This window comes from Roseofilum sp., from assembly GCF_982964205.1.
In genome coordinates this window covers 1-21,407 of record NZ_CEZBFX010000084.1, presented here as the reverse complement: position 1 = coordinate 21,407, position 21,407 = coordinate 1, and the positions used below count along the sequence as shown (strand labels likewise).

The 21,407-nt window shown below is 44.0% G+C and carries 23 protein-coding genes and 2 pseudogenes; 16 read left to right on the top strand and 9 right to left on the bottom strand.

The genetic code is table 11. From position 1 onward, the window contains the following. Positions 1-549: 549 nt before the first annotated feature. From AC3A14_RS17825 to AC3A14_RS17815, 3 genes and pseudogenes are all read right to left on the bottom strand, one after another. Positions 550-669: pseudogene (locus AC3A14_RS17825) on the bottom strand (IS630 family transposase); the annotation flags it as partial. Positions 670-681: 12 nt separating this feature from the next. After that, positions 682-1,095: pseudogene (locus tag AC3A14_RS17820) on the bottom strand (MotA/TolQ/ExbB proton channel family protein); the annotation flags it as partial. Positions 1,096-1,101: 6 nt separating this feature from the next. Further along, positions 1,102-1,896, bottom strand: coding sequence for an LmeA family phospholipid-binding protein (locus AC3A14_RS17815; RefSeq protein WP_318733675.1), 795 nt, complete (start codon positions 1,894-1,896; stop codon positions 1,102-1,104). Between the two features lie 357 nt (positions 1,897-2,253). Between AC3A14_RS17815 and AC3A14_RS17810 the strand changes: the two genes are divergently transcribed. The 6 genes from AC3A14_RS17810 to tadA all read left to right on the top strand — a co-directional run bounded on the left by AC3A14_RS17810 (position 2,254) and on the right by tadA (position 6,638). Beyond that, the gene (locus tag AC3A14_RS17810) at positions 2,254-2,727 is read left to right on the top strand and encodes a globin family protein (protein ID WP_318733673.1); all 474 of its coding nucleotides are present in this window, start codon (positions 2,254-2,256) and stop codon (positions 2,725-2,727) included. 35 nt (positions 2,728-2,762) lie between these two features. Further along, on the top strand, positions 2,763-3,482 hold the full coding sequence (locus AC3A14_RS17805; RefSeq protein ID WP_318733671.1) for a phycobilisome rod-core linker polypeptide: 720 nt from the start codon (positions 2,763-2,765) through the stop codon (positions 3,480-3,482). A gap of 135 nt (positions 3,483-3,617) precedes the next feature. Then, entirely contained in the window at positions 3,618-4,997 is a 1,380-nt protein-coding gene (locus tag AC3A14_RS17800; protein ID WP_318733669.1) for a CHAT domain-containing protein, read from the top strand. Between the two features lie 33 nt (positions 4,998-5,030). Beyond that, positions 5,031-5,639 carry a hypothetical protein gene (locus AC3A14_RS17795; protein ID WP_487779086.1) on the top strand — a complete coding sequence of 203 codons (609 nt, stop codon included), beginning with the start codon at positions 5,031-5,033 and terminating at the stop codon, positions 5,637-5,639. Between the two features lie 87 nt (positions 5,640-5,726). After that, positions 5,727-6,032 carry a glutaredoxin 3 gene (grxC, locus tag AC3A14_RS17790; protein ID WP_318733665.1) on the top strand — a complete coding sequence of 102 codons (306 nt, stop codon included), beginning with the start codon at positions 5,727-5,729 and terminating at the stop codon, positions 6,030-6,032. A 147-nt stretch (positions 6,033-6,179) separates the two neighbouring features. Beyond that, a complete protein-coding gene (gene tadA / locus AC3A14_RS17785) occupies positions 6,180-6,638 on the top strand; it encodes a tRNA adenosine(34) deaminase TadA (RefSeq protein ID WP_413039125.1) in 459 nt (152 codons plus the stop codon). Between the two features lie 60 nt (positions 6,639-6,698). Here tadA and AC3A14_RS17780 read toward each other — a convergent pair whose 3' ends face one another. After that, positions 6,699-8,108 carry a GAF domain-containing sensor histidine kinase gene (locus AC3A14_RS17780; protein WP_318733661.1) on the bottom strand — a complete coding sequence of 470 codons (1,410 nt, stop codon included), beginning with the start codon at positions 8,106-8,108 and terminating at the stop codon, positions 6,699-6,701. Positions 8,109-8,573: 465 nt separating this feature from the next. Here AC3A14_RS17780 and AC3A14_RS17775 point away from each other — a divergent pair, with 465 nt between their 5' ends. Then, positions 8,574-8,765, top strand: coding sequence for a hypothetical protein (locus AC3A14_RS17775; RefSeq protein ID WP_271943807.1), 192 nt, complete (start codon positions 8,574-8,576; stop codon positions 8,763-8,765). Between the two features lie 45 nt (positions 8,766-8,810). Here the strand turns inward: AC3A14_RS17775 and AC3A14_RS17770 are convergent, their stop codons facing one another. Together AC3A14_RS17770 and AC3A14_RS17765 are read right to left on the bottom strand one after the other, a co-directional pair. Continuing rightward, positions 8,811-9,467, bottom strand: a complete 657-nt coding sequence (locus AC3A14_RS17770) for a response regulator transcription factor (protein ID WP_318719967.1) — start codon at positions 9,465-9,467, stop codon at positions 8,811-8,813. A 49-nt stretch (positions 9,468-9,516) separates the two neighbouring features. Then, complete coding sequence (locus AC3A14_RS17765) at positions 9,517-10,218, bottom strand: ComF family protein (RefSeq protein ID WP_318733659.1); 702 nt, start codon at positions 10,216-10,218, stop codon at positions 9,517-9,519. Between the two features lie 33 nt (positions 10,219-10,251). Here AC3A14_RS17765 and AC3A14_RS17760 point away from each other — a divergent pair, with 33 nt between their 5' ends. After that, positions 10,252-10,551: a TMEM254 family protein gene (locus tag AC3A14_RS17760; RefSeq protein WP_318719969.1), complete on the top strand. Its 300-nt coding sequence runs from the start codon at positions 10,252-10,254 to the stop codon at positions 10,549-10,551. A gap of 19 nt (positions 10,552-10,570) precedes the next feature. Here AC3A14_RS17760 and AC3A14_RS17755 read toward each other — a convergent pair whose 3' ends face one another. The 3 genes from AC3A14_RS17755 to AC3A14_RS17745 form a co-directional block, all read right to left on the bottom strand. After that, positions 10,571-11,458 carry an isocitrate lyase/PEP mutase family protein gene (locus tag AC3A14_RS17755; protein ID WP_318733657.1) on the bottom strand — a complete coding sequence of 296 codons (888 nt, stop codon included), beginning with the start codon at positions 11,456-11,458 and terminating at the stop codon, positions 10,571-10,573. Positions 11,459-11,506: 48 nt separating this feature from the next. Beyond that, positions 11,507-11,692, bottom strand: coding sequence for a hypothetical protein (locus AC3A14_RS17750; protein ID WP_318719971.1), 186 nt, complete (start codon positions 11,690-11,692; stop codon positions 11,507-11,509). Positions 11,693-11,912: 220 nt separating this feature from the next. Beyond that, positions 11,913-12,128 (bottom strand): hypothetical protein, encoded by a 216-nt coding sequence (locus AC3A14_RS17745; protein ID WP_318719972.1) that lies wholly within the window; start codon positions 12,126-12,128, stop codon positions 11,913-11,915. Between the two features lie 63 nt (positions 12,129-12,191). Here AC3A14_RS17745 and recF point away from each other — a divergent pair, with 63 nt between their 5' ends. The 8 genes from recF (at position 12,192) to AC3A14_RS17705 (ending at position 21,282) form a co-directional block, all read left to right on the top strand. Next, complete coding sequence (recF, locus tag AC3A14_RS17740; protein WP_318733654.1) at positions 12,192-13,337, top strand: DNA replication/repair protein RecF; 1,146 nt, start codon at positions 12,192-12,194, stop codon at positions 13,335-13,337. A 129-nt stretch (positions 13,338-13,466) separates the two neighbouring features. Then, positions 13,467-14,063: a hypothetical protein gene (locus AC3A14_RS17735; protein WP_318733652.1), complete on the top strand. Its 597-nt coding sequence runs from the start codon at positions 13,467-13,469 to the stop codon at positions 14,061-14,063. 168 nt (positions 14,064-14,231) lie between these two features. After that, positions 14,232-16,487, top strand: coding sequence for an OmpA family protein (locus AC3A14_RS17730; protein WP_318733650.1), 2,256 nt, complete (start codon positions 14,232-14,234; stop codon positions 16,485-16,487). Between the two features lies 1 nt (position 16,488). Beyond that, positions 16,489-17,004, top strand: coding sequence for a Rab family GTPase (locus AC3A14_RS17725; RefSeq protein WP_318733648.1), 516 nt, complete (start codon positions 16,489-16,491; stop codon positions 17,002-17,004). Between the two features lie 3 nt (positions 17,005-17,007). Continuing rightward, complete coding sequence (locus AC3A14_RS17720) at positions 17,008-18,237, top strand: PP2C family protein-serine/threonine phosphatase (protein ID WP_318733645.1); 1,230 nt, start codon at positions 17,008-17,010, stop codon at positions 18,235-18,237. A gap of 88 nt (positions 18,238-18,325) precedes the next feature. Next, positions 18,326-18,907 carry a slr1658 family protein gene (locus AC3A14_RS17715; RefSeq protein ID WP_318733644.1) on the top strand — a complete coding sequence of 194 codons (582 nt, stop codon included), beginning with the start codon at positions 18,326-18,328 and terminating at the stop codon, positions 18,905-18,907. Positions 18,908-18,945: 38 nt separating this feature from the next. Beyond that, positions 18,946-19,299 carry a slr1659 superfamily regulator gene (locus AC3A14_RS17710; RefSeq protein WP_318733641.1) on the top strand — a complete coding sequence of 118 codons (354 nt, stop codon included), beginning with the start codon at positions 18,946-18,948 and terminating at the stop codon, positions 19,297-19,299. Between the two features lie 30 nt (positions 19,300-19,329). Continuing rightward, positions 19,330-21,282 (top strand): adenylate/guanylate cyclase domain-containing protein, encoded by a 1,953-nt coding sequence (locus tag AC3A14_RS17705; protein ID WP_318733639.1) that lies wholly within the window; start codon positions 19,330-19,332, stop codon positions 21,280-21,282. The last annotated feature ends 125 nt before the right edge of the window (positions 21,283-21,407 follow it).

The following is a 21,407-nucleotide window of genomic DNA, read 5'->3' as shown; positions in this document are numbered from 1 at the left end:
CGCCGCATCAAACCCTCACACTCTCTACCATCGAGCCTCCTTGTCACCCCTTGAGCTTATATAGTTCTCTATGAGAACTTAGGGGGGATTTTAGGCAAAACTCAAATTGCTGGGCAAATTGCCCAGCAATTTGAAAGACGTGAGTTTAACTCCCAGCAACTCGAGGCAACTGCTCCCAAAAGGAAATCCAACTACGACTTAAGGCGAGCGTCCCCGCCCATCTTCCCCAACCGAAAGAGAAAGCTTCTTCAGCTAAGAGTGAAACCCTGACCCTGCAATGATTGCTCTCTTACAGCGCGTAAGAGAGCAACTCTTCTTCCTTCCTGTTCTGTATACGTACAGTCACCGTCACCCTCAATGAGGGTGATAAAGAGTCCATGTACAAGCAGCGTCGTAGTGGGAAAGGCAAAGAAATCAGTTGACACTCCAGCAGGTGATAAAACCAACTCAAGACACCAAGCTTCTGAGGGAGTCTACTTCGCTCCAGCTTCTGCATCAATCGCTTCTTGTGCTCGAATCCCTATAAGGATACCAAATTCGTCTCTTTTGGTTCTCATCAATGAATACCAGGCTTTTACTTCCAAAGATTTTTATCAATTCTCGCAGCGCTCTGAAATCCTGAATTCTTTCTTCTCTACTTCTTTCTCGATAACGCAGTTCTTTTTTTTCGTGTTATTTTTAAGCGTGAATCAGCCCGAGAATAGTGCCTAATAAGCCCAGAAGAGAGGAAACCGCAATCACCGTTTCAAAGAGAAGATTAAATCGCTTCAGGATTGGAATTTCTGCTTGTCCAGCACTTTCAAGAGCTAATCGAAATTCTTCTGGCGTGGGTTGATCGAGTTCTAAGGCAGCCAGGAAAATTCTCGCCAGAGGTAAATCTCGGTTGCGCTCTAATTTCATCAAAGCCTTTTGCACATCCTGACGGTAAATCGGCAAAACCTCTTGGGCTAATCGTTTTTGGCGACGAGTAATTTGCCACCAAAAAATAAGTCGTTCCAGAATCAAGGTAGTTGCTAGGACAGAAAATCCTAACAACGGCACAATAACAATTCCACCAAAGGAAACTAGGCTGTCGATCGCGTTTAGGGTAGCCATGAGAAGCTAAGTATCGGGGAAATGATCGATTTGAGCATAGCCACTAAAGAGTAGGTTTTTGCCTTGAGTTTCTAGGCGATTAATCCGCAAGGTTACTCCATCTAGGTTAAATCGATCTAAATCAACCATATCATTCAAGATGTCAGCCAGCGCTTGGGTAAAGCTTTGAGCGCGATCGCACAATTCTGGGGGAATATTATCCGGTTCAAACTGAGCGTCACTAAACAGGATACGTCGCCGACGTTCCACCACCAACGTTGCTCTCATGGCGATCGGAATTAAATCAGCATTGCCTACATCTGTTGTCGCAAATAGTCGAATTTGGTTGTTGGGGAGCAACTCAACCGACACCTCCTTAAACGAAACGGGATGTCCTCCAGATAAATCCGTCAAAGCCGGTTGCGTCAAATTCTCCAACCGTTTCGTCACCAATTTTGCCTGGAAGGACTGGTTAATACCAGACTCAGACAGGGTAATTTGGGCAACCGCTTGAGTCGGTTGCTTCAAGCGCAATTTCCCCCCCAGCAGAGCGCCAAAATCAAGGGCTATAGCATCTGTCTGAAAAGACATCTCTTCCATGGGAAAATCATTACGAATGAGCAACCCCCGCCCTTGCATTTGCAAACCATCGATCGCCCCTTGTAGAAGTTTGCTAGATGGATAACAGCGAATAGACACCTCAATCGATTCACTACGGGTGAACAGATGACGAAGAGACTGGCTCGCCACGCTATTGAGGAGTTTCTCTCCCATATCTGTATTTCCAGGACTACCAAAGAAACCGGTGACACCAGTAAACATGCTGTTTTTGGGTTAGATACAAGTTCTACACTCGATTAATGTAACAAACTGTAAAGCAACCGACAACAGGCCGCCTCTGAGGAGGGGGCGATCGGACTGGAGGACGGGTTTTAGGATCTGGGAATACAGAACGTTGCACTCTGGTGACACAGGAGTAGAGCTTGAAGGCTTAGCTCTTAAGCCATACAAGCCCCTATTGCCATAGATCAAAACAGGTCAAACATTTTATTAAGAATCAATTCAACAGCTTGAGAATATTTGAAGGTTAAGGCAACCTAGTAGAAGAGAGGTACGCAAGACTTCAGAAATTAATAGATAAGTCAAGCTTGATTCTAAGCATCTTCCGAGGTTATAACCATGCATACTTTAAATCACGATCTAGATACTAAATTGATAGAGGCGGATGGTCGATACCTCAATACGCAAGAACTTTATCCCTTAGAGCAGTATTTACAAAGCTATCAACTCCGGCTACAAACCTATCAGCTTCTGAGTGAAAACAGTGAAAAGCTGATCGTGAATACCCTCCGTAAATTTGCCCAAGCCTATCCAGAGTTGATTAAAAACCATGGCGCTCGATGCAAATATGATATGGGGTCTGTAATCCGTTATATTGCCTTGTCAATTTTGCGCAATGACGAGCGGTTCTTCAAAGAACAAATGATGTTTTGGTTAGACACTATTTTAGTGGCCTACAAGCGCACCAGTCATTGCACGAGAGTTTACGACTATTTGCACAAAGAAGTCGATCATCTGTTACCCCCTAACTGTAGTAGTTTAGTGCATCCTTATATAAAACTTATTACTGTGATGTTGAACTCCCATGTTTAAGTAAATCTATCCTGCTTGTGGAGGAGAGTAAACCCATGAACTACCCCCTTAAATCCCTCACTGTCAGTCGCACTTCATCGCTTGAAGAACGGCAACAGGCACTGATTGCCATCTACTACCAAGTGTTGGAACGTCAGCCTTATCAATATGAACACAAGGTTTTGAAGAAGGCAGAATATCAGTTTTTGCATGATAAAATTGGAGTCCGTCGATTTTTGAAAGAGCTAGGTCATTCTTCCGTTTATCTGGATTCTTTTTATCACCGTTACTCCAACGTGAAGTTCTTAGAAATCTGCTTAAAACACTTCCTAGGGCGTGCGCCAAAAGATAAGATAGAAATTCAACGCTATTCGCAGATTTTAACGACGAGAGGGGTCGATCAGTTAATCACCTCAATTCTTGATTCAGAAGAATACCGGAAAGTGTTTGGGTGTTTTACCGTTCCTTATGCGCGATCGCTAAAATATTACGACTCTCCTAAATCTTACCTAGAAACCCAGTGGTTGAACGCCGAGCATATTGGACAACGAGGAACCTCCATACCGACTCGGTATTGGCATGACTTAGGCTTGGTGTGTGAAACAGGGGTTTGTCATCCTGAAGCCGGTGAAATCCTCCATCCTCCAATTTCTAACGAGGTTGAACTCGCCGTTCAGCAGTTAGTGAGATTAATTGAATCTGAACAAGGAAAACAAGCGTTAGCCTCGATTGCACCTCAAAAACTGGAAAAACTGCGGGCAGTAATTGGTTCATGATTCAGCCCTATTTGTTCTGTCTCCATAACTCAAACCTGCTTCAGCAGGTTTTTTTCTGTCTAGAGCAATTATTCCGTAGGAATCTTAAATCTGTTATCAAAGAGAAGATCCTGTCCTATCTTAAAGGTCAACCTTATGTTTGATCGTCATCTTATGCATAAACGAGCAACTCGCTGGATCTCTCGCCTGCTCCTATTTGCGGTTGTATTCAGTTTCATCGTACTCAACAACCATTTAAGCTGGAGTCTATCCCCTGAGACAAAAGAGTCTTCAGATCGACAAGAGTTAATCAAGCTGGTTAACCATATCGAGCAGGTATGGAAACAAGATTTTACCCATTACTTCCAATCCGATCCTAGAGATATCGAAGACCTACAAGCGCCAGAAATTGCCCAATTTCTAGCTCAAAAGGAGAAAGAAACAGGACAAACTCCAGCCCTCCTGTATATCCATCCGATGCCAGACAACCTAGAATTACTGTTGATCACGCCAGAGGAGAATCTGACGTATCATCAGGTTCCAGAAGCATCTAGGAGTAACCTGGTGACTATAATGAATGAATTTCGCTCTACGGTTACGAATCCCCGATATCTCCGCACGACGCGATATAAAGCTTCAGCGCAACAACTCTATGAGTGGATTATCAGTCCGATAGAAGCCCAATTAGAGACAGAAGGGATTGACACCTTGTTGTTATGTACAGGAGTGGGATTAAGATCGGTTCCCTTTGCTGCCTTATTTGATGGTGAGCAGTTTTTAGTAGAAAAATATAGCTTGGTGATAATTCCAGCGTTTAACTTAATGACGGTGGGCACCGAAAACACCCAAAAGACCCAACTTTTGGCTATGGGAGCTTCTGAATTTCAGGATTTAGAGCCTCTGCCCGCTGTTGCTCTAGAATTGGAATTGCTCCGTGATGGGGTGGTACAAGGGGAGAGAGCTTGGGAAAGTCGAGCCTTTTTCAATGAAGAATTTACCTTAGATAACTTACAAACCCAATTGCAATCCCAGGATTTTGATATTGTTCATTTAGCCACCCATGCTGAATTTCAACCAGGACAACCGCAGCAATCCTATATTCAATTTTGGGATAGTCAGCTCACGCTGGATCGGATTCGCCAACTGCCGTTGGACGATCCGCCTTTGGATTTGCTGGTGCTGAGTGCTTGTCGAACGGCTATTGGCGATCCAGAGGCGGAGTTAGGGTTTGCAGGGTTGGCGTTTGAAAGTGGAGTACAGTCGGCATTAGCGAGTCTTTGGTATGTCAGTGATGGGGGAACGTTGGCGCTGATGAGTGAATTTTATCAGCAGTTACCGCGATCGCCGATTAAAGCGGAAGCCTTGCGCCAAGCGCAAATTTCCCTGCTGCGAGGACAGGTGAGTTTAAGAGATCGGCAATTACGGGGAAGTCGGGGAGCGGTAGACTTGCCTTCAGAGTTGGGGAATTTGGCGATCGAAAATTTGGCAGCGCCGTTTTATTGGGCGGCATTTACCCTAATTGGTTCTCCTTGGTAGACGATAGGGGGATGGGGAGTGCAATACGCCAGAATGGGAAAAAATGAATCTGAATTGGAGGATATGCTGATGAGATTTAGCGCTCAACGGAGAAAATGGGTTGCGGTTGCTCTGGCAACCGTGCTGTTGGTATCGGGTTGTGCCGGTGGTACAGGAACATCGTCTTCAGGCAGTAGCCAACGCAATACCCCTACCCAAACACAGCCCCAGAAGACTTCAGAAGATACCGCTCAATCGTGGCAAAACACCCAACGCAATGCTGCACCAGCAGTGAAGAAACAAGCGCTTCCGGGTTCTAGTTTTAACCGCTTTTTCCCAAAGTCTGGGGATGGGTATCAGGTGGTTGCGGCTCAGGAGAAAAAGGGATTTGCTGAGTATAAGCTCAAGAAGGGGGGCACGGATATGGCGGTTTTGTCGATTTCCGATACGATTAGTCTGCCTGCGGCTCGGAAAAAGTATGAAAACAGTACTCAGACGATTGGAGGATTTCCGGCGGCGAGCCAGGGTAGTAATATTACGGGAGTTCTGGTGGCAGATCGGTTTCAAGTGAAAGCACAATCTCGCGATCGGTTGTTTACACAAAGCGATCGCCAAACTTGGCTGCAAAAGTTTGATTTACAAGGGTTATCGAGACTACAATAAACTGAATTGTTGAAGACAAGGGGCCCCCAGCCTCTTGTCTCTCAAGACTTAATGGATACAAACTTTTAAGGATTATTTGATATTATCATGCGCGATTTTCTCAAACCCTGGTTAGGTCATCCTTCAGAGCCGATTAAAGCGAACGTTGAAATTTACACTTGGCAAACTTGCCCATTCTGTATCCGAGCCAAATTATTATTGTGGTGGAAAGGCGTTTCCTATACAGAATATAAGATCGATGGAGATCAAGTGGCTCGCAGCCAGATGGCAGAACGGGCACAAGGACGGCGCTCCGTTCCACAAATCTTCATTAACAATCGCCACATTGGAGGCTGTGATGAGCTGTATGCTTTAGACGAACAAGGAGAACTCAATCCTTTACTGACCCAATAAACTTATCACTGTTTCAACCTAAACTTTTTCTATCTCCGTGTCCCCGTTTCTCCGTGTCTTCCTGACTCGAATCTTAAAATCATTCCCTTGAAAGATCCCCCCATCCCCCCATTCCCCCATCCCCTGTACCAGTATCATCACCATTGGATGACTCGCGCTCTGGAGCTGGCACAAACCGCAGGTGAAGCAGGGGAAGTGCCTGTGGGAGCAGTCATTGTCGATCGCCAAGGACATTTAATTGCAGAAGGAGTTAACTATAAAGAGCGCGATCGCGATCCGACTGCCCATGCCGAGATCTGTGCCATCCGTGCTGCTGGCGATCTCCTCAACTCTTCTTATTTAGAAGGCTGTACCCTCTATGTTACCCTCGAGCCTTGCCCCATGTGCGCTGGGGCCATTATTCATGCTCGTTTACAGCAGTTGGTCTATGGGGTTGATGACCCCAAAACCGGGGCGATTCGCACCGTATTAAATCTTCCCGATAGTCCCGCATCTAACCATCGTCTTCAAGTCTTATCGGGTGTACTCGAATCTCCCTGTCGTCAGCAGTTACAATCCTGGTTTGCTCAACGTAGAAGGAGGGTAGTGCGAAGCGCTAGGGAATAGAGAAGAAGGGAATAACGAGATGGTTAAGATTACTTTATTCCCCTGTTCCTACCCGTTTGATCAACCTTTAAATATCTGTATTGGTAACACAATAGTAAACGCAACAAATGGGATATCGCTACCACTATTGACCTCAATTTTTCCGCCTAAACGCTCAGTCAATTTTTTCACTAAAGCCAGCCCTAAACCCGTTCCCCCTTGTTTCCAAGGATCGGCACTCGGAATCCGATAAAACTTATCAAAAATCCGATCTAATTCGGATTGGGCAATTTCTACACCTGTATTTTTGACCTCAATCCATAGTTTAGGACGAGTCATAATGGCATCATGATTGGGAGGTAAAAACTCTAGGGGTTCCTCTAACCAAGCCTTAAATTGAATTGATTCTTCTGGAGGCGTATATTTACAGGCATTATTCAATAACTCAGCAATGACTCGCTCTAAACTAAAGGTTTCCGAGAGAAAATCGGGAATATCATCCGCAATTTTAATCAAAAGGTGTTGTTGACGATGGTGGGAACGATCGCGGAAAGAGGGGAGAACTTTTTCCATAAATTCAGCCAAATTAATCCGATCCAGTTCACTGGGAGCTTCCTGATTTTCCAATCGCTGGAGATCGAGTAAATCATTAATTAGATTAATTTCCCGCTCACATTCAGCCCCCAAAATTTGTAAGTAATGGGTCAATTTTTTCTCTAACCCTTCCCGTTGGGGATGGGGAGTTTCCGGTGGAGGGTTAATTTCAGAAGTCATATATCGCTCTAAGGAGATATGGAGCATCCGAATCGCCATTTTCATATTTGAAACCGGAGTGCGCAGTTCATGGGACACAGTACTGAGAAAATCATCCTTGAGATGATTGAGTTTTTCCAATTCCTTCACTTGAGCTTGTGAGGATTGAAACAAACGGGCTTGACGGATGGCGATCGCACATTGATTTGCCACTTGCTGCACCAATCGAAGTTCTAGCTCACTAAACTGATACTCCGCATGGTGGACTAACCACAAATCCCCCAGCACTCCTTGATTGTCAAAAATAGGACAAGCCAACATCGCCGATCGCCCCCGTTCCGGATTGGGCAGCAAGGAGCAAAATTGAAAATACTGCCCACGAAGCAGTTGTTGATACAATTCAGGAAACTTAGCTAATTTTGCCACCCGGCCATGAATTGCCGGAATAGTCGCCGCATATTCCGAGCAAATGGTAGACGTTCCCTTATCTAAGTCATACAGAGAAGCATTACATCCCTTAATTCCCAGCACTAACGTCAATTCGCGGACCGCAGTTTGCCAAATTTGGGTTTCATCTAAACTATCTCGGACTTTATCTGTAATCCGCTTGAGCATAGCCTCAAACTCTAGTGCTTGCTCAAGCTGACTGGTTCGCTGCTCAACCATAGAGTCAAGCTTGGGAGAGTCTGTTGTCGAAGGTAAGGAAGATCGATAGGAATTAGGAGGCTGAATGCTCATGGCTGTGGCTCAGTGCAAGTCGTTTAGAATCAAGATCGGTTTTAGCACAAGGTCTAAGAACGATTCCTTCTCAGGGTATCCAAACTTAAAGTGAGTAATCCGTTTGATCGGGGTTAAAATCCGATAAACTTGAGAATTTCTAATCAAATCTATAATGAAATTTAATATTTGTTAGGGCCATTTACACCGGAGTGGTAGAATTACCGAGAGTAAACCCTATATAGGTTAGGAGATAGCCCAGTTGCCCTCAAGTACCCTCAGCAAACCGTTTGGCCCACGGCTTAACCTCCGCCCATTTCCGCCTTTGTACTCCCTTCTCTGTCCCTCTACCTAGCTTATGCGTTCTATTGATGTTCATCAATGTTAAGTTGCCCATCAGATGACAACATGCTGAAAAAGGCTTATCATTACTTAACATTAGATTCATCACAATCCAATAGAATCGACAAAAAACTTAAAACCCTTATGAAACCCGAACTCCAAACCAAAGTTGCCCAAGGATTAGTTACTGGTGGTGCTGCCCTATTTTTAATTGGCGGTGTCTGCGTTGCGTCTGGATTGCTCTCTCTAAAAAGTGTCCCTCCTGGATTACCCGGTACAGCCCTGCTGATGGAAGTAGCTGGCTTAGGATTAACGGAAAAAAACCGAGAAGCTTAGACTTAACTCAGATTGAAATAAACCAAGTGATAGAGACTGGCATCGCTACACCAGCCCTTCTCGCAAAGCTTTGACCGCCACTTGTACCCGGTCATCGACCGCTAACTTATTCATAATTCCCCGTACATGGGTTTTGACCGTATTCGGACTGAGGTAGAGTTGCTCAGCAATCTGAGGATTACTATATCCTTCCACCATTAACTTCAGCACTTCTGATTCGCGCTCTGATAAATTGGCAATATTGCCTTGGGGAGTTGGAGGTTTAAGATGACTAATCACTTGACGGGCAATTTGGGGATCGAGATAGGTGGCTCCTTCCTGAGCAGCGGAAATCGCGGCCAAGAGTCGGTCTACATTAGCCCCTTTAATACAATAGGCATCTGCCCCACTAGAGAGGGCGGCAATAATTTCATTTTCTGTGGTATGGGAGGTGAGCATGACGACCCGTGTATGGGGGAGTTCGGCTTTAATCTGTTGGGTAGCAGCAATCCCATCCAAGCGAGGCAGACCAATATCCATGACGATTAAATCGGGTTTGAGTTGTTTGGCTGCTTGAACGCCAAGGTAACCATCTTCTGCTTGGCCGATAATTTCCAAGTGGGGGAATTCGGTTAGGGTTTGTTCTAAGCCCAGTTGCATCATGGGGTCATCTTCAACAATGAGAACCCTTAAGGGAGTCGGGTGTTCTGGGGAAGGAAACATAAAGTAATCGCGCTATATAATTGGCGCTCATGAATAAACTGAGGAAAGATTAATTGGGAGGTTGGGTGGTGGAAGTCGTCGCGATCGCGACGACACCATAAACAGATATTCCCTGATAACGCAAGGCTTGGGTTGCAGATTGCACCGTTGCCCCTGTGGTATAGATATCGTCCAACAATAGCACAGGGGAGCGAGGATAACGGGAAATCCGAGCCGTGTTCACGGTAAAGGCATTTTTGAGATTAGCACGACGTTGGTCAGCTCTTTTACCAAATTGGGCTTCGGTTTCACGGGAGCGAATCAGACCATTTGCAGATAAGGGGAAACCGGTCACTTGACAAAAACTGGCGGCTAGGCGTTCAGCTTGGTTAAATCCCCGTTGTTTGAGTTTTTCCGGATGGAGGGGAATGGGAATCACTAGAGGTGAAACGGGTTTGGCCGTATGTGTAGCGATCCAAGCTTCTCCTAACCATTGTCCCAGGGGGCGGGCAATTTCGGGATGGTTATCATATTTTAGGCTAGCGATCGCCCGTTTGAGCTGTCCTTGATATTTTCCCCAAACCCAAACGGGCATAGATTTTGACGCGCAAGTATAGAGTCGGCGACGGGATGGACAAAATTGCAATTGACGCAAGGCTCTCGAACAAGTTGAACACAATACCTCCCCATCCGTTGGGCGATCGCACAGGGGGCAATTCGAGCGCAAAAACAGATTCAGAATACCATCCGTGACTTGAGTCCAAAATCCCATAATAATGAATAATGAATCACTTAACTAATCTACATGATGCCTGTGACCCTGTCCTCGACTGCCATCCAAGTTATTAAAATTGGAGCAACCTTGCTCATGAGTGGGGCGATCGCCCTAGAATCCTATAATCTCATCCACCCCTTCATCAATGCATCCCTTCCCAGCCTCATTTTCGGGTTCATTATTTTAGCGCGAGTTGCTCTTATCATTCATAGTCTAGAAGCGATCGCTGCTGCCTACTTAGCCCGCTCTCACCAACAAAACCCCCTCAAAACCGCCATCTACACCTTTTTTGTTGGCACCATCGGGTTATGGGAAATCCTAAGGGAATAGGGAGTCGGGAGTGGATTCTTTAATTTTTAATAGATTCTCCAGGGATTTTAAACCGCTCTTCCAACTGGCGATATCGATCCACCCCAATAATTTGCTCAAATTCGGGGAACGAGAGATCGTCTTCTGTTCTTCCCGTAGTTCCCTCTGCTCTTAAGCGCTCGAAGCACTCCCGCATCGCCTGAGTTGCCGCAAACAAACCCGACAGCGCATACACCCCAACCTTAAAGCCCAACTCCTGCAACTCAGAGCGCCTTAAACAAGGAGTTTTACCTCCCTCAATCAAATTGGCAAATAAATGGACACCCGTTCGAGCAAACGAATTAGAAATCTTCACCAACTCTTCCACAGACTGGGGAGCTTCAATAAAGATAATATCTGCTCCTGCTTCGGCATATAACCGCCCCCGATCGATCGCCTCCTCTAACCCTAACGGCGCTCTCGCATCCGTACGCCCCACAATCACCAAACCACTCTCGCCCCTTGCATGGACAGCCGCCTTAATTTTCTCCACCTGTTCAGCCGCCGAAATGACTTGTTTTCCCTGAAAATGACCGCACTTTTTCGGCCAAACTTGATCTTCAAGAATAATGCCAGATACGCCCCACCGAAGTGCCTCAGTCACCGTGCGCATCACATTGAGGGGATTACCATAACCCGTATCGAGATCCGCCACCAAAGGAATAGAAATCGATTCAGCCATTTTGCCCACACTCTGGAGGGTTTCTGTCGCGGTGAGTAACCCATAATCCGGTAACCCCAGGGTAGAAGCAGAAATCCCAAACCCACTGGTAAACACAGCTTCAAACCCCACTTGGGCAGCTAACTTCGCTCCCAGGCAGTCATAGACTCCAGGTAAAATAAGGGTTCCCGGTTGGTTCAGAAGGTATCGTAACTGGTGCCCTGACATAAGACTTTAGATAAGCTTTCAATAGGTCTAGCCTACCATTGGCAGCGCTCAGGAGTGACTTGACCAAGAGGTTTCCAGTTCTAGGGATTGGGGAGGAACAGAAAAGGTAGATTGAGGAGTCCGATCTTGGACTTGTAAAAGATGAATCCCTATAAATAAAAGGATAGGAAAGCTTAACCAGTTAACCCAATTCCAAATCGGGTGAATGTTGGAGGAGTGTTTTTTAGTATTCATGGAAGTTTCCTCAGTACGATTGAGGTTAGGAACCAATGGGAAAGGGATTATTTTTCTTAGAATGCCATAGATGGGATCAAAGCAGTGTGAGGGTTAATGCCAATTTTAAAGAGAGTTGGAATCGATAATCGCAGAACTCATGAATTTCAGTGGTGGTTGAGTCAGCGCTACGGTGCGGTTAAGAAACTGGATGAGGGGAGATTGATGGCAGATACGGAAGTTAGCCAGAGATCCAATTGAGGATAATTTGGGGTAAGTTAAGGATTTGTTGCCAAAGTTGGTTGGGGTTAACTCCAAAGAGGAGTTGCAGGATGAGGATGATTCCGGCAACAGTTAGGGCTGTGCCAACGGTTAACTTAACAATTTTCACAAGCCAGGTAAAGACAAGCCAGGAAACGATCAAAGCGGCGATGAGTAGAATGAGGTCTGTGGGCATGAGTTTAATACTCTCGATAGAGTATTTTGAACGGTGGCGAAGGACGGTTAAGCAAGGGAACTGATGTATTTGAAGCACCTCTATCTTAAGCAATTTCGCAATTATGTGGAGCAGGCAGTGACGTTTAGCGCTCCGAAAATTATTTTGCTGGGGAATAATGCCCAAGGGAAGTCAAATTTATTAGAGGCGGTGGAACTGTTGTCTACATTACGATCGCATCGAGCGAAGGGCGATCGCGATTTGGTGTTTCAGTCTCCGGATCATCCTCCATCTATCGGTCAAGTGAGCGCTCTTTTGGAGCGACAAACCGGCGAAATTGACCTGAAACTGGTTTTGCGAGCGAGTGGGAACCGGACATTGGTACTCAATCAGGAAGTCCAGCGACGACGGAGGGATTTTTTAGGGGCGCTCAATGTGGTGCAGTTTTCCAGTTTGGATTTAGATTTGGTGCGCGGATCTCCCGAAAACCGACGCTTGTGGCTCGATACGCTCCTGACGCAACTCGAACCCGTCTACGATCCGATGTTACGCCAATATCAGCAGATTCTGCGTCAACGCAATGCTCTACTGCGACACTTTCAAGAGGCTGAGGGGCAGGAAAATCCCCAAGAGTTAGCCCTCTGGGATGCCCAGTTAGTCTCTGTGGGCGTGCGTTTAATTCGCCGACGCGCTCGGGTGTTAGAGCGGCTTACACCGATTGCCCAGGCATGGCATGACAGTATTAGTGGATCGACGGAAAAATTATCGATCGCCTATAATCCGAGTGTATTTTGGGATGGGGATTCTCGATCGCCAGTAGAAGCCATTGAGGGGGCATTTTTCCAGAAACTGGCCGATCGGGCGATCGCCGAGAGCACCCAAGGAAGCACTTTGGTTGGCCCCCATCGAGATGAGGTAGACTTCTATATTAACGGGACTCCTGCCCGTCAGTATGGCTCCCAAGGGCAACAGCGAACGCTCGTTTTAGCCTTGAAGTTAGCCGAATTAAAATTAATTTCTGAGGTAGTGGGAGAATCGCCTTTGTTATTGTTGGATGATGTCTTAGCGGAATTGGACTTAACGCGCCAAAATCAGCTTTTAGACGCGATCGCCGACCGGTTCCAAACCCTGATTACTACCACCCATTTAAGCGCATTTGAGCAAAATTGGTTACATTCTTCTCAGGTCTTTCGGGTTCAAGAAGGTCACATTTACTCTCAGCAAGATTAAAATTTTTAGTCTAAGCTTGTATCCGCTAAAAATTCCAGTAAAATCAAAGAGATTTGTTAAACCACCAAGTTATGAGTTTTAAGCGCTCATAAGACATCTATTTCACACGAGTGTGAGAGGAAAACGACGATGAACGATCCAGGACAACCCAAAGATATGCGCGATCGCCTGGGAAATGTAGAGCAGATCCGGGACCTACTCTTTGGAGAACAGCAACGGGAACTCGATACCCGACTGGAGGTATTGGAGAGTACAATCAAGGATCTCAGGCAAGAGATGGGCGATCGTCTCAATCAACTCAAAGAGCAGTTCTCGAATGAACTGCGATCGAATTCTTATGCCCTAGAGAAAAAAATTCAGTATGTGACCGTAACCCATACGGAAGACTTCACCGAGTTCAAACAAGACCTAGAACGGACGCAGAAAAACTTTAATGAACAAGTTAAGGGGTTAGATAAAACCTTACATAACCAAACAGAAAGTTTAGAACAAAATATTCGCCATACCAAAGAATCTTTGCAAAAAGAACTGCACGACCTCACCGGGCAAATCCAAAGCGAATTAAATAAATATGTCAATGGACTGCAAGACAACAAGATTTCCCGTGATGAATTCGCAGAAGTATTATTTGACCTGTGCATGAAAGTCAAGAAAACCGATTTGGTTCGAGAAATCGAAGGATCGGAAGTCAAGGCAGATTTGTTATTGCCTGAACAACACTCTTAGCAGTGTAAGTGCAAATGAGAGGATCGGAGATCGGGGTATACCATGGTTTTATCAGATCCACAATCACAACAGAAGCGTTCTCAATCCTCTTCTGAGCCTAGATTAGAATCGACGCTGGAGAGAGAGAACATCTTTAATTGGTTGAATCCAGATCAGCCCGTTATAGAAATGGAGCCAACCAAACCAAAGGCTTCCGTTTCATATGAACCCTCTGAAGCTCGCCAGGAGTGGGAGGATACCCTCGATTTATTATCCGATCTGCTGCTCGATCCGCAACCTGAATCTCGATCATCATCTGAATTTTCAGGAGAAAATTTACCTCCTTTAATCTTAAAAGCAGAATTGGAGGAAGAAAAAACTTCCCTCGATTCTGCCCTTTCTCAGAATCCCCTTGAACCAAAAATTACCAACAGTCCACCCAAATCTGAACATAAAGACCAACCCCAACAGGACGATATATCTCTCCAAGTGATTCAAAGTCTATTGTTGCCTTCAGAATCTTCCGCATCTAGCCAATCTTTGGTCGAATCTCGCTCATTATCTGCTAATCTCTCCACCTTAAGTCCTGTATCCGATCTGAGTTTAGAAGAGCGATTAACCCAACTCGAACAGCAAACAGCACTCATTAATCCCCTGCTGCCTTTAATTTCTGAACTCTTAGGATTTGATTTAACCGTTTCTCACGAGCAAAGTATTCGGGTGCTAACTCCGATTATTGACAAAATTATTGAAAATCGCGCCCAACAGGATTCCGAAGCCATGAGTGGAGTATTGGCGGATTTGATTCCCGCTGCTATTGCCGAAGAAATCCGGCGATCGCCCCGTGAAGTCGCTAAAGCCTTGGCTCCAGAAGTGAGTCTAGCCATTGAAGAGCAAATTCGGATTGACCGCCACGCGATCGCCAAAGCCCTTGGCCCGGAAATGGGCCCCGCCATTAAAGAGCAAATAGAATGTGAACGGGAAGCCATGGTTGATGCCCTCTATCCTGTCATTGGCAATACCATTGCCAAATATATGGGTGATGTCATCAAATCCATTAATCAAAAGGTAGAAAGCACCTTCACCTTAAAAGGAATTAAACGAAAAATTAAAGCCAGAGTGCAAGGCGTTTCTGAGGCAGAACTCATTTTCCAAGAATCAATGCCCTTTACTATCCGGGCTATTCTTCTCATTCACAAAGCCTCAGGTCTAGTAATTAGTGAATACCAACCCTCAGAAGCCAACCCACTAGAATCAGACATGCTAGCTGGAATGCTCACCGCTATTCGCAGTTTTGTCAATGACTGTATCTCTTCTGATGAAATGACCTCAGAAGTCAATGAAATTGAATATGATGATTGCAAAATCATGCTAGAAGTTGCTGGCTATTCCTATCTAGCTGCGATCGTCAAAGGCGAACCCTCTAAAGCCTTCTTACAAAAAATTAGAGAAACCTATGCTTTCCTTTTGCAAAAATTTGGAGACCCCATCAGTGAATTTGATGGCGACCCCGACACCATCCCCGAACAAATCCCCAAACATTTAGAACAACTCTTTGTCCAGAGCGAGGAAAAACAGGAGAATGACTTTCCTTGGGCCTTAATCATCCTCATTTTAGGGGCGATCGGGGCAATTTCTATCCCTTGGATTTGGACTTCTCACCAATGGCAAAAAGCACATAACCTAGAAGTCCAAACCCGTCAAGCTTTGCTCTCATCTCCAGAACTCTCTGTTTATGCCATTACTCCCAATGTCAATCGGGAAACGATCCAATTAAACGGCAGAGTCCCCAATGAAGATTTACGCTTAAAAGCCGGACAAATTGTATCAGAAATTATTCCCGATATCACCTTAGATAACGATATTGTAGCAGTTAATCTTCCTCCTGATTTAGATGCAGCCGCTACAGAAGTAAATCGGATCGTTGAAGTCCTCAATCAACTCGATGGAGTCAGTATTACAGCTACCTATAACCAAGGAAATGTCACTCTTTCAGGAACAGTCGTTGAAATTACCGATCTAGAAAAAATACTAGACTCTTTAGAGGGAATTACTGGAGTAAGTAGTGTCTTTAGTCGCATTCAACTCCAAGCATCTCCATTGGAAACAAAGTTTTACTTTGAATCAGGTTCTAATAAACTGCATCCAGCGGATCGGGCTGAAGGCATACCCAAGATTGCTCGATTTTTAAACCAATATCCAGAATTTGATTTAATGATTATAGGACATAGCGATAAGATCGGTGGTTGGGGTGAAAATCAAAAGCTCTCTTGGCAACGAGCAGAAGCGGTGAAAATGGCCTTACAACAACAAGGCATTTCAGCCCAACGCCTCAAAATCCAAGGAACCACAGAACCCCCACCCGGGATCAACTCTACGGATGCGCTGGCTTTAAGTCGCTGTGTTCGGTTTGAGTTATTTCGTCCGATTAAAGTAGGAAATTAAAATGGCTAAAATTTCTAAAAAAATTTGTATGGTTGGGGACTTCAGTGTGGGTAAAACCAGTCTGATTCGCCGGTTCGTTGATGGTCAATTTGATGATAAATATTTATCTACCGTGGGGGTAAAAATTTCCCGTAAAGAAGTTAATCTTCCTGAAGGAGCAGAGTTACAATTGCTAATTTGGGATATTGAAGGGCAAACTAAATTTAAGGCGATCGCTCCCAGTTATCTGCAAGGAGCAAAAGGAGCGATTATTGTCGCCGATGTTAGCCGACAAGAAACGATAGAGAACATCTCCAATCATCTCAATTTATTCGCGAAAGTTAACCCCAAGGGTAAAATGGTTGTTGCGCTCAATAAAGCGGACTTAGTAGACGACCAAAAACTAGAAGCCCTCTTGAAAAGCAATCAATATCCTGACCAACCCGTGATTAAAATCTATGGAACGTCAGCCAAAAGTGGAGATAATGTTAATCAACTCTTCCAAGATTTAGCTCAGGCAATTCTGGCGATCAAGTAATTCATGTGTCAACTGATTGTTCCCCATCATATTGAATATTTAATTTTAAACCAAGAGTTGATTGTTCAGGACTATTCCGTGGGCGCAAAACGCTTTATTGGAGAGGAAATAGTGTTAAGAACTGGGGAAATATTACATCAGTATTTTCCTGAAACAGTTGGTTTAGAAGACATCTTAGATTCAGTGCTGACTGGAGAACTCGATAGCTTTGATCTCAAGGCGATTGCACGTTCCCTGAATCCAGATACTCAGTTGTATATTGACCTCTATTTTATCCCCAATCCCAAACCTAGTGAACATCACCGCCTAATTTTATTTCTCGAAGACGTGACGGCACAGATGGAATTGGAGCAGAGGTTGGTGCAAGCGACGAATGAAAACGCGATCGTTATCTATCGACTACAAGAGAGAACCACAGAATTAGCCGCAGCGAACCAAGAAATCGATCACCTCAATCAACAACTTAAGTCAGAAAATATACGCCTATCCGCAGAATTAGAAATTCTTGAGGAAATGCAGCAATTAATTCTGCCTAAACCCGAAGATTTAGCCAGTATCCCAGAACTGGATATTGCCGGATATATGCAACCGGCTGATGAAGTGGGAGGTGACTATTATGATGTCATTTCCATGGATGGCGCAATCACAATTGCCATTGGCGATGTTACTGGTCATGGCTTAGAAAGTGCTATTCTGATGCTCATGGCTCAAAGTGCTGTTCGTACCCTCAAGGAGATCAAAGAAAATGACCCCATTTCCTTTTTAGACTTCCTCAACCGAACTATTTATAAGAATGTAGAACGCATGGGAATAGATAAAAATTTAACTTTATGTCTATTAAATTATGCGGATGGAGAATTAACGATCAGCGGCCAACATGAAGAAGTGATTCTTGTACGTCAAGGAGGAAAAATTGAGCGGATTGATACAATAGACTTAGGGTTACCGATTGGCTTAGATTACAACATTGCTGAATTTATTAGTTATACTAGAGTTAAGCTAAATGCAGGAGATGGTGTGGTACTCTACACAGATGGTATTACAGAAGCGAGAAATAGGAGTAAGAAGCGTTATGGAATAGAAAGATTATGTCAAATAATTAGCCAGAACTGGCAGGATAACTCTAATCAAATCAAAGAAGCTATTATTGAAGATTTACAGCAGTTTATTGGATCGGAAAAAATATGGGATGATATCACTTTTGTCGTTTTGAAAAAAAACCGTTCAATATGATTTATGAAACAAATAAACCAAGCTTCTTCTATGGTTACTCTTTAAAATATAATTGGACGACTTATAACTTAGTATATAAATTCAGAAGATGGAAAAAATTTTAGGTGATTTTATTAAAGAATTTCCCCCAGAACATGATTCTTTAGAATTGACATTTACTCCCAGTTCACAACCACAAAAAAAACGATGGAAGAATAATCGGTTATCAGCGTACTTTCTAGCTGACTATTTTTCCAGTTTTTTGCCTCTAGATGACGATCAGCGTCGAGTTGCAGAAAGTAAAGCATCTGTGAGTTATATTGCCAATGAACTGCTGGAAAATGCTATTAAATTTCACGATCAATCTGTGAACTGTAAAGTGATGTTTGGAATTCATTTTATTCAACAGCCAGATCATAGTATAGTTGCGGCCATTTTTGCTACTAATACAGTTCAGTCCCAAACCCTTATCTCTTTTGAAGAGTTTATCGATCAATTGTTGAACGCAGACTTAGAAGAATTGTATATCGATCAAGTAGAGAAGAGTCTTGAAGAGGATAGTAATGCATCAGGCTTGGGATTAATTAGTATGATGAAGGATTATGGAGCTACTCTAGGATGGAAAATAACAGATTCTCGTGCAGGGAGAGATTTTGTCAGCATTACTACCATGGCTAAAGTGAAAGTTTAATTGCGTATGAATATCAAGGAAGATTGAATGAGGTGAATATGGATTTTCAGCAGATTGATACTAAGGAATATCAAGTTTATTATAATCCAGAATCAACGACGATTGATTTTACGGGTGAACTGAGTCTGAATGGAGCATCTGAATACGATCCGATTAAGGATTTTCTAGAGCAAATAGCGGATTCTGAACCTCCCCATTTAACTTTAAACTTAAAAGAGTTGAGCTTTTTGAATAGTTCAGGAATTAGCTTAATTACTAAATTTGTGATTGGATTGCGAAAAAAACCAAAGATTCAATTGACGGTAAAAGGTTCTGTGGATGTTGCTTGGCAAAGTAAATCGCTTAAGAATTTGCAAAAGTTTTTGCCGAACTTGGAGTTGATTGTTGAGTGAGAAACATAGTGATTTAAGCGTGATAAATATATGTCAAAAACCATGGTTCCCAAACATCTAGAATATGCGATCTTAGATCGAGAGTTGATCATTTTGGACTTTTCCGATGATGCCGATCGATTGGTTGGTGGTGAAGACCCATTAAAGACTGGGGAATCTTTTCAATTTTATTTTCCTGAAACTTATGGAATAGAAGAAATTCTAGAGTTGATTGTGTTGGGGGAACAAGATGGTTTTGATATTAAGGCGATTTCTCGCTCGTCTGATGTAAATCATCCTTTATATGTCGATCTCTATTTTATTGCTAATCCCCACAGTGAGGGTTTTCAGGAATTGATTGTGTTCCTGGAAGATGTGACGGAACGAATGAATCTAGAGCAAAGTTTGGTGCAGGCAACGAATGAAAATAGTATTGTAATTAATGCTTTAGCGAAATCTGAGAATTATATCCAGCAGCTTATTCACTCCATGGCAGAAGCGTTAATTGTGACGAATCATTTGGGAGAAATAAAAACGGTTAATCCTGCGGTATATGATTTGCTTGAATATAGTAAGGAGGAACTGATTGGTAAACCCATTCGGTATCTTTTAGGAGACCACCCATTAAGTCATGAGTGGGTTTCTAATGAAAAGTTTTTGCAAGGGGAAGTCTTAACGGATATTGAGGTATTAATTCCCAATAAACGGGGGGAAAAACTCTCAATTGCTTTTTCTTGTGCGGCTTTGGATACGGATGTGCCCACTTTAAAGGATATCTTGTATGTGGGACGAGATATTACCAAAACTAAACAGGCGCAAAAACGGCTCTATATTCAGTATAGTGTGGCGCGGGTCTTGTCACGATCGCTGATGCTTGATGAAGCCTTACCCAATATCCTGCGCGTGTTGGTGGAAAATTTAGAGTGGGATATGGGGGTTTATTGGATTCCCAAACAAATTAAGGATCGTAACGATAACTTGATCCCGACGAATAGACTGTTGCGCCAAACCCTGTGGAAAATGCCTGAGGCTGAATTTCCCCAGTTATCTAAACTCACAGAAGCGACTCTCACTCTAGGGGAAGGATGGTTAGGGAAGATTTACCGGGATAATCAACCCCGATGGATTACCCATATAGAATTGGAGAGAGAAACACTACAGAAAGAATTAGGGGCGATCGAGAAGGTTAATGCGATTGTGGGTTTTCCGGTTTCTAGTGATGAAGATAAGTTGGGAATGATTACTCTATTTAGTCAAGCGACGCAACCGATGGATGAGGAGTTGGTGCAAATGCTGGCAGGGATCGGGAACCAACTGTGCCAATTTATTAAGCGTAAGAAAATAGAGATTTCCCTGTTTTATCAGAAGAAACAAACGGAAAAACTGCTGCATAATATTCTGCCTGTGAGAATTGCGGAATTATTGAAACAGACGGCTGGAGCGATCGCCGAATATTTTGAGGAAGTAACCGTTCTGTTTGCCGATATTGTCGGCTTTACCAAGCTCTCAGAAGAGAAAACTGCTTCTGAATTGGTCGCTTTACTCAATCGCATCTTTTCTAAGTTCGACCAATTGACTGAAGATTATCGCCTAGAGAAAATCAAAACGATTGGTGATGCGTATATGGTTGTGGGAGGACTGCCAACACCGCGCCACGATCATGCTGAGGCGATCGCCAATATGGCTCTGAAGATGCAAGAGGCAATGGCTGAACTCAACCAAGATATGAATACCAGTTTCCAAATCCGCATTGGCGTAAATAGCGGTCCTGTGGTCGCTGGAGTGATTGGCAAAAAGAAATTCAGCTATGATTTATGGGGCGATACGGTCAACACTGCTAGCCGAATGGAATCCCATGGCATTCCTGGACAAATTCAAGTCACCCGCACAACCTATGAAGCGCTGAAGTTAAATTACTATCTTCAACATCGCGGCAAGATTAACATTAAAGGTAAAGGAGAAATGGACACTTATATGCTCACTGGGAAGCGACTGAATCCCTGAGCGGGAACGATCGGTTTCTCATTTGAACATGCTATATAACCTGAGTTCGGGATAAGGAAAGGAGGATGGAGTAACCTGAGTTCGGGATAAGGGGAGAAGGAACAATGATGATGGGTTGGGCTTGA